The sequence below is a fragment of the Verrucomicrobiota bacterium genome (assembly GCA_039192515.1).
In the GTDB taxonomy this organism is placed as follows: Bacteria; Verrucomicrobiota; Verrucomicrobiia; order Methylacidiphilales; family JBCCWR01; genus JBCCWR01.
In genome coordinates this window covers 1-7,743 of record JBCCXA010000064.1, presented here as the reverse complement: position 1 = coordinate 7,743, position 7,743 = coordinate 1, and the positions used below count along the sequence as shown (strand labels likewise).

The following is a 7,743-nucleotide window of genomic DNA, read 5'->3' as shown; positions in this document are numbered from 1 at the left end:
CGGCTAAATAGTGGAGCAAGGAAAATGATACGGTGATGCCACTTTCACGGCTGACTATCAGGAAGCGGTAATTCCATCAAAAACATATCACGGTATCATTTTCCTTGTGGAACGATTTAAGGCGTGAGGACTTGCATTTTTACGGAGTGCAGCCTGACCAACGCACCACAGCCACGCCGCTTTACCTGGGTTGCTGCACTAGCAGCAAAAGTGTGCTGGATCGTGGGAACTGGGGCGGACTTATGCGTCTGCCAGACCTCTGGCGGGGTGGGTTATTTCTTACCTTCTGCCTTAAACCCGATCTGCTTACGTGGTTTCTCCTGTTCCTTGATGAACTGTTTGAGGTAGTCAAAGATCATTTTGATCTTTTCGTCCTGTCCAGTTACCTTCTTTTTGATCTCTTCCATTTCGAGTAAAAGATCCTTATGGGTAAGCAGCATTTGGTTCAGTTCAACAAATGTGTCAATGACCAGGATATTTACTTTCTCCGCCCTTTCACTTCTCAACACACTTGAGAGCATCAAAATACCGTGTTCTGTAAAAGCATACGGTGGGTATTTGGAGTGTTGCCCTCTCTTTAAGGTCGCATTTTGCGATCTTAAAGCCTTGTGTTCTTCAGTAGTCAATTTGAACATGTAACGCTCTGGAAAACGGCCAATATTTCTATTTACCTGCTCATTCAATCGCCTGGTTTCTACTTGATAAAGCTCTGCCAGATCATTGGACAACATCACCTTCTTTCCTCTGATCAGGTGTATTTTGCTAACTATTACTTCTCGTGGTATGCTTATTTTACTCATTTGATCGCTAAAATAATCTTTCATAATCTTGATGTCGCAAATTGTGATATCAAGTTCATCCCAACGGGACACTACGCTAAACCGCGTGTCGCCTCTAGCTTTAGCGGTGGCACAGCTTCATCACCCCAATGGATGGAACTGCTGAACTTCTTCTATCAGCCCTTCCATGTCATTCTGTTGATAGCTTTCTGTACTACTGATGTAGCGGTGGCCTGCCAGGTATTGGACTTCTCTTAGGTTATACATTTTCAACCATTTGGTGATCACACTTGCCCTGACCTGATTGGCATTCAGCACTTTGGGGTTAAACTTTCTTAGCTGTACCATCAACCTTGTCATCAAGTTGCTTATATCTGTCTTGCCTGACGCACTTACCAATAGCTTTTCGGTGGGTTGCTGTGTGACCTTTGGCCGTATTTGTAAGGTGTAATCGTACATGTCCATTACCTGATAGGCTTCCAGTTGCATTTCCCTACTGTTGCTCCTCACCCCTCCCGGAACGGCTACCTTCCCTTCCCTCAGGTTAATATCCCCTACTTCCAGTTTTCCAAGTTCTTCTGTCCTGACTCCTTGGTAGACCAATAGCCCCAGCATCACTTTGTCCCTTCGCCCTTTCAGGCTGTCATCCTCATATTGGTTGTAGAGCTGGTGCAGCTCATGAGGTTCAAGGATATGATAAAGTACTGTTCTCCTAACACCTTGCACTGTTATGTCTGCCACTGGGTTCGTGGTGACCTCTCCTTCCTGGGCCAGGTGGTCGTAAAAGTGCCTTATAACTGTCAGGTGGTGCCGGATCGTTCGTTGGGACTTGCCTGTAGCCTGGCAGTACTTCATGAACATTAACAGATCGGTGTAGCTCACTTGCTCATATTCTAGGTTCTCTCTTTCCATCCACTGTTGATATTGACTAAACACCAGCATCCTGCTTTGGATGCTTTTGGCGGTAAACTGCTTGGATTCCAGGTAGGCTTTAAAGGATTTCCGTGTGGAACCTCTCGTAAGCCTATGCTTAAGCTTCGGCTCACTCGTCCTCTGATAATCTGATTGGCTCATATGTATTGATGCTGTTGAAGGGTTGCTCTCGTTCTTGATTAACACCAGCAACATGAGTATATATCTGTGTACTCTCCAGGCTCTCGTGTCCTAAAAACCTGCTGATGCTTTCCAGCTTCATTCCTGCTTGGAGCAGGTGTGTTGCTATTGAGTGCCTGAGTGTATGGAGCCCTACCTCCTTTTCTTGTAAATCGCTATTCTCGGTGTAGTATTGAAGCTTCTTCAACCGGATAAACAGGCTTTGCCCTTGCATCCGCTTTGCTGTCGCATAGGCTATAAACAGTGCGTCTGTCTTAATGCCTTTGGCTAGTGCTGGCCGGTGATCGTAGATGTATTCTGTTAAGTAACCCAGGTTGGCCTTGCTAATAGGCACAAACCTTTCTTTGTAGTTCTTTCCTTTTCGTACATGGAGTATCGAACGGTCAAAGTTGATGTCGCCTATGTCCAGGTTCACTCCTTCATTTCTCCTGAGCCCGCAACCGTAGAAGATGGCTAGCATCGCCCGGTCTCTTGCCTGGATGGCTTCATAAGTTTCTGCTGTTGTGTTGGGCTTACGCTCTATTTGATAATGTGTGGCTTTAAAGAGTTGGATGATTTCTTCTTCTGTCAGGTAAATGATTTTGTGTTGGGTCTCTTCATTCTCTAGCTGGATATGGGGTACATCTAATCGGCCTACTTTTCTTAGGTATTCCGTAAACTTTCGTAAGGCTTGGATGTGCTTATTAAGATGGCCATTGCTTAGTCCACCGCCGTATCTCTGGTTCTCCCTTTCTTTGAGATTTTGATAGTAGCTTTCAATATGTTGTATGGTGAGTTCTTTGATATGGTGGATGCCTTTGGATTCTAAGTAATGGAGTAATTCCCTGGTGTGATTGGATAGGCTATAAACTGTACTTACCGCATAGCCTTGTACGTCTAGCCATTCCCTAAAGGATTTCTCTAGGTATCTAAATGATGGGTTATTGAGTAGGAGTTTTTTCATTCTTGGTTACTGGCGATTATCGCCCGGTTGGTGTTTTCGGGTTTTACTGAACTACCTTGTAACGCGCTGATAATGTGGGCTTATGGTGGTTCACTAATCCAATGAACTGCTACTGAACTTTGGACTTTCTTATCTTCTGTCCCGAGCTAGCTGATTGATTTCTAAGCTTCTTTACGATTTCATCTAATACTCCTGTGATCCCTTGTTTCAACTGCTCGTATTCCTCCATGCTGAGCACTTCATACCTGAAGCCTTGGGCTTGGTTGCCTTTTGCTTTCCTGATGTAGTAGCCTGTCTGCAGCTCTACCATGTACCGCTTTTGGTTGCTGGCATTGATACGTAGTGCTTGCCGTACTTCCTTGTTGGTAAAGCTGCCTACCTGCACTTTCGCTTTGGCAGATAAATCCTTATCTCGTACTTTGAGCCAGCCTTTCAATCGCTCAAAGTAGTTCCTGCATGCGCCAGTCAGGTCGTCTGACTTCCTGAGTAGCACTTCTTTCATCAACTTGTTGGTTTCTTCTATATCCTCAATCGTAGTATTGATGTACTCTTCTCCTGTAGCTTTATCGTGTTGTTTCTCCCTTTGGTATTGGTGGTAGTAGGTCACTGCTTCGATAAAGGCCAGGTAGTGGGCGTTTGTCCTTCTTGGTTTAAACACTTCTTTGGGGATCTGTAGGTGCTCTGCATAGGGGTTCCTGACTTGCACGGGCTGCAATACGCGTTGGGTGTTTTTCAATAGCTCCTGGATGCCTTCTGCTTTATATACATCGATCCTTCCTGCTGACAGCTTTCTTTGATAGCTCATGATCTGCTCGTCCTGCGCTGCGCTCTCATCGATGTAGATCAGGAAGCTTCTATTGGCATTGTCTTCATACAACCGCTCTTTGGTGGTGCAGCCTGCCACGCATACTGGCCCTTCTACTTTCAGGGTGACTGTCCTGGTTTCTCCCTTGGTGTTCTTGATGACGACTGTCTTGGTGATTCGCCTCTTGGATTTGATTTCCCGCAAGGGGTACAATACTTCTTCTGCCCCGTCCATGTCTTCTATCAGGATCAGCTTATTTCTTAGCTCTTGTTGTCCGAAGTAGTAAAAGGCGTTTCCTGATAAGGTGGTAATCTCTAGCTTGTCTTCTTCCGGGATCAGTGCTGCTACTTTCTCTTGCAAGTGGGTCTTGCCGATCCCTGAGCTGCCCAGGCTGATAATGTGTAGTGGATTCTCTCGCTTCCTGCTGGTGAAGATCAGGTACATGAGTAGACGGTTGATCTCCTCTCCTATCACGCCTGACCTTCCTATGTCTTCCTTCGTACGTCCCATTAGGTTGGGGGCTTTCAGATAGTCTTGGGCTACTTTGACCTCTTCTGGCGCCAGCATCTTGCGTTTGTCTTGTCCGATGGATTGTTTCTCGATTTCTGCTAGCCTGTACTTCTCTAGCTCATCCGTTAACTCTGTCAGTACTGCCGCTGCTACACTTGTCCCGACCTCTAACCGCTCTGCGATCTTCCTTATCAGCTTCTCTGTCTGATTGTCATTGTACAGGTCTAGGTTATGCCGGATACTCAAGTGTTCGACTTGCACTTTTAGGGTCACCCGCATTCTGTCCAGGCCTTCTAACCGTATGCCTCCCAGTATGGCTATATTGAGCGGCGGGTGATCGTAAGTAAGGTGGTCTTGATTCTCCGTCCGTAGCTTAGTGTAGGATGGATGGGCGGTGTTGAGCTTTGGGGTGGGTTCTTGCATTTCCTTAAAAAAAAAATTTCTGATATATCTGTCACAATACTAGTAGATATATCAGAATAGAGCAAGACTTATATCGTTTGAATATGATATTTATATCACCTATTATTGAGTTTCAGTGATTATTTAAATCATTTCTACTACCTATATGACACTAGGAGAGCATATTTCAGCACTTAGGAAGAAAAGTAAAATGGCTCAGGGTGAGCTGGGAAAGATGGCTGGAACTTCTGGTGATCTAATCGGTCGTTATGAACGCAACGAGGTAAAACCTTCTATTGAAGTGGTCATTAAAATTGCAGATGCACTGGGGGTTTCTATCGACTATCTGGTCGGTAAAACGGATGTAGAGATTGATCAACCTACCCTGCAAAGGCTTACTGAAATCGCCAAGCTTCCGGAAGAAGGTAAGCAACAGATCTTCCTAGTAGTAGATGCCCTAATACGTGACTTTAGAACTAAGCAGGCCTATTCGTAAAGCTTTTTCAGTCGCGTTGCAAACGCGCCCGAGCTGGGGCGCATATTTCATTACATGGACCTTATTATACGTGATTATAAGGCTAAAGCCGCTTATTCATCATAAGCAACTGAGCCATATGAGGCTTTCTAATTTCTTTTTCTACACCTTCTCCTCCTTCTGTCCCTTTGAAAGTACACTCTAACTACACCCTCAATACCACATTGGATAGGCTTAAGTAACATACTTAAGCCAGAGGGGGGGCGCTACCGCAATGGCCAGCTAGATGCTGCTTATATACCAGCTATAGCTAGCTTTTTGTCTATCATACAAGACATAAATATTGATTATTCTAATTAACTCGTTTTGCTTTTTAGTCTTAAAACTGAATTGAAAATAGCAGTTATTTTCAGTTTCAACTGCTTTATGAATTTCCAAATACATGGATTTATCGAGTGCCAATTTTTTATTAAATTCAGAAACTCGGTTAACAAATTCTGGTAGAGCAACTCCTGTTTCTTCCAAAAAGGAGCCTTTGAGCATATTGTAGGTATTGTTAAGGGACTTCAATTCAATCAATTTCTGTTCGGAGTACAAACCCTCATTTAAGAAAAGATCAACTGAATCGATGTGAGGTATGCTGTAATCGGATATCTGTCCGTTGGAGAAGAGTTGCTTGTCAAAAAAACCTTCCGATTTCAACTCAGCCAACATCAACTCTTGTCCAAAATCAAAAGGTTGACTGATCGAATCAACTCTCAAAAAAAAATCTTCAATTAGAAAAGCCAGAGCCTCACTTTCTGTTATACAGTCACTGTGTGCAGAACAATTAGCATAAGTCGAAGCAAACAGAATCGCAAGAATAGAAATAACTCTCATGGTAAATCCAAAGTTTTGGTACGACCTACAATATAGTTTCTAAGCTTCTGCATTGTTTCCCAAGCTCTTTTAAAAGACTCCTTATTTACACGATGATGCTCTAAATAGTAATTGATATTCACCGCCCCCCAAGACAAAGTATACTTTACGCCCAATTTCCCAATATAATTACCTTGGGAGTCTTTTGTATAGTCGGGTGGTTTTAAAGAAGGTGCATGTTTACCAAACGGTATTTTTCCTGGTTGAAAAGCAGGGTTTTGAAGAAAACTTACAGAAAACGTTTGTCCAGATATTTCATAATCCTGAGTGTGTGAATATAAGGTCATATCCATGTTGAAATTCGCAGTTGAGGGATCTACTACATCTCGACCGTAGACATTTTCACTTCCGGGGTTATTTAAATAGTGTGCATAAAGTTGTCTCAAATTACCAACCAAGTTTTCTCCAGCCATTGGATCATTAAGGTTGACTCTATCAAAAGTTGGTTTCTTTTGATATCTATAGTTGAGATTATTTTCAAAATTGGCCGATAGGGAATAGTTAATATCTATTGTCTTTGAAGGTGCATTAAATAAATGGCCAATAGATTTTCCTGCAATGGCCATATTTCCAGAAAACCTCAAAAAGTCTCCACTTAGCCTACTTGCAGTTATAGTTATACCTTCCATAACTATATCATCGATGAATCCACCGTCGGGATCAGTATATTTTGGATTATTCCCCATAGCCAAATAAGGACTAGCAAACTGTCCATAAGGATCAGGTCGCATCCATCTAGCGATGATGGGATCATACATCCGCAGCTCGAAGGCATTCCAACCAGTCTCTGCATCCTTCTCTGCATACTGCCCTTGATAATCATGTCGGTACGCCTCCTTGAAGTAATTGTCGGCAAAGGATAGCCCGAAGGGGGTATAACTATAGCAAAAAATCAGCTCCCACTTTTTTCCGCTAAGCCTTCCCAAAAATCAACAAGTCAACGTTTTTAGGCCGTCTGCCTCTAGAGTGAAGATAGTAATTCTAGTAGTTCTTGGAACAGCCTCACTGCTTTAGTAGCTACCTTGATCACTCTCATTGTTGTCTTTAATCTGTCATTGTTCTTCTTTTCTGATTTCATGGTTCTCCACCTTTTAGTTAAGCGCGGAGAGCCCCTCTAAAAGTATGGTTCAGATTTCATTCTGTGTAGGACACATAGTTACCACCGTTAAAAAAGGCTGTTTATGATTCATAAAGGAGGTTTACATCTGTTGGAAGGATAAATGACCTTAGACGAACATGTCTATTTGTTGTAATTCCCTGGTCATTTATTCTTTCAACTGATGCTCCAAGCGAACCTCTAAAATTGATTCGGGTAGGATGCTGGCAGAGTGCGGAAGGCCGCAGTGATCTACACTCAGGCGGGTTTGGTTTCTGCGTTGGGATCACAGGTAAAAGAGCCTTCAGCGAGCGTTGGACTTGCGTAGCGGGCCACTGCGGGTACCACCACCAGCCACACAGGGAACGAGACTAAAAGGAACAGCTGTGTGTGCCGAAGGGTACTGGTGGTGGTCGCAGGCCCGCACTAATATGAGGTGTGGAGTGGCCTTTTTGCCATAGCCCCGCAGGGCATCAATCAAATTCAAAAAGGACATGGGAACTCCTGTGGCGAGGAGCGGATGGGCAGCCAGCGGAGTAAAATGCAAGTGGGCATTGTGGGCGGCTAAATAGTGGAGCAAGGAAAATGATACGGTGATGCCACTTTCACGGCTGACTATCAGGAAGCGGTAATTCCATCAAAAACATATCACGGTATCATTTTCCTTGTGGAACGATTTAAGGCGTGAGGACTTGCATTTTT

The 7,743-nt window shown here is 43.8% G+C and carries 7 protein-coding genes; 1 reads left to right on the top strand and 6 read right to left on the bottom strand.

The window, feature by feature from the left end; translation table 11 throughout:
* Window positions 1-272: 272 nt before the first annotated feature.
* The 4 genes from AAGA18_15395 to AAGA18_15380 form a co-directional block, all read right to left on the bottom strand.
* Complete coding sequence (locus AAGA18_15395; GenBank protein MEM9446726.1) at window positions 273-731, bottom strand: ORF6N domain-containing protein; 459 nt, start codon at window positions 729-731, stop codon at window positions 273-275.
* Between the two features lie 189 nt (window positions 732-920).
* A complete protein-coding gene (locus AAGA18_15390; GenBank protein ID MEM9446725.1) occupies window positions 921-1,520 on the bottom strand; it encodes a site-specific integrase in 600 nt (199 codons plus the stop codon).
* Between the two features lie 301 nt (window positions 1,521-1,821).
* Window positions 1,822-2,835 carry a tyrosine-type recombinase/integrase gene (locus tag AAGA18_15385; GenBank protein ID MEM9446724.1) on the bottom strand — a complete coding sequence of 338 codons (1,014 nt, stop codon included), beginning with the start codon at window positions 2,833-2,835 and terminating at the stop codon, window positions 1,822-1,824.
* Between the two features lie 109 nt (window positions 2,836-2,944).
* Window positions 2,945-4,429, bottom strand: a complete 1,485-nt coding sequence (locus AAGA18_15380) for a hypothetical protein (protein MEM9446723.1) — start codon at window positions 4,427-4,429, stop codon at window positions 2,945-2,947.
* 289 nt (window positions 4,430-4,718) lie between these two features.
* Here AAGA18_15380 and AAGA18_15375 point away from each other — a divergent pair, with 289 nt between their 5' ends.
* On the top strand, window positions 4,719-5,048 hold the full coding sequence (locus tag AAGA18_15375) for a helix-turn-helix transcriptional regulator (protein MEM9446722.1): 330 nt from the start codon (window positions 4,719-4,721) through the stop codon (window positions 5,046-5,048).
* Between the two features lie 261 nt (window positions 5,049-5,309).
* Here the strand turns inward: AAGA18_15375 and AAGA18_15370 are convergent, their stop codons facing one another.
* The gene (locus tag AAGA18_15370) at window positions 5,310-5,906 is read right to left on the bottom strand and encodes a hypothetical protein (GenBank protein MEM9446721.1); all 597 of its coding nucleotides are present in this window, start codon (window positions 5,904-5,906) and stop codon (window positions 5,310-5,312) included.
* Window positions 5,903-6,871 (bottom strand): RHS repeat-associated core domain-containing protein, encoded by a 969-nt coding sequence (locus AAGA18_15365; GenBank protein MEM9446720.1) that lies wholly within the window; start codon window positions 6,869-6,871, stop codon window positions 5,903-5,905. The genes AAGA18_15370 and AAGA18_15365 overlap by 4 nt, the downstream gene beginning before the upstream one ends.
* Window positions 6,872-7,743 lie beyond the last annotated feature (872 nt).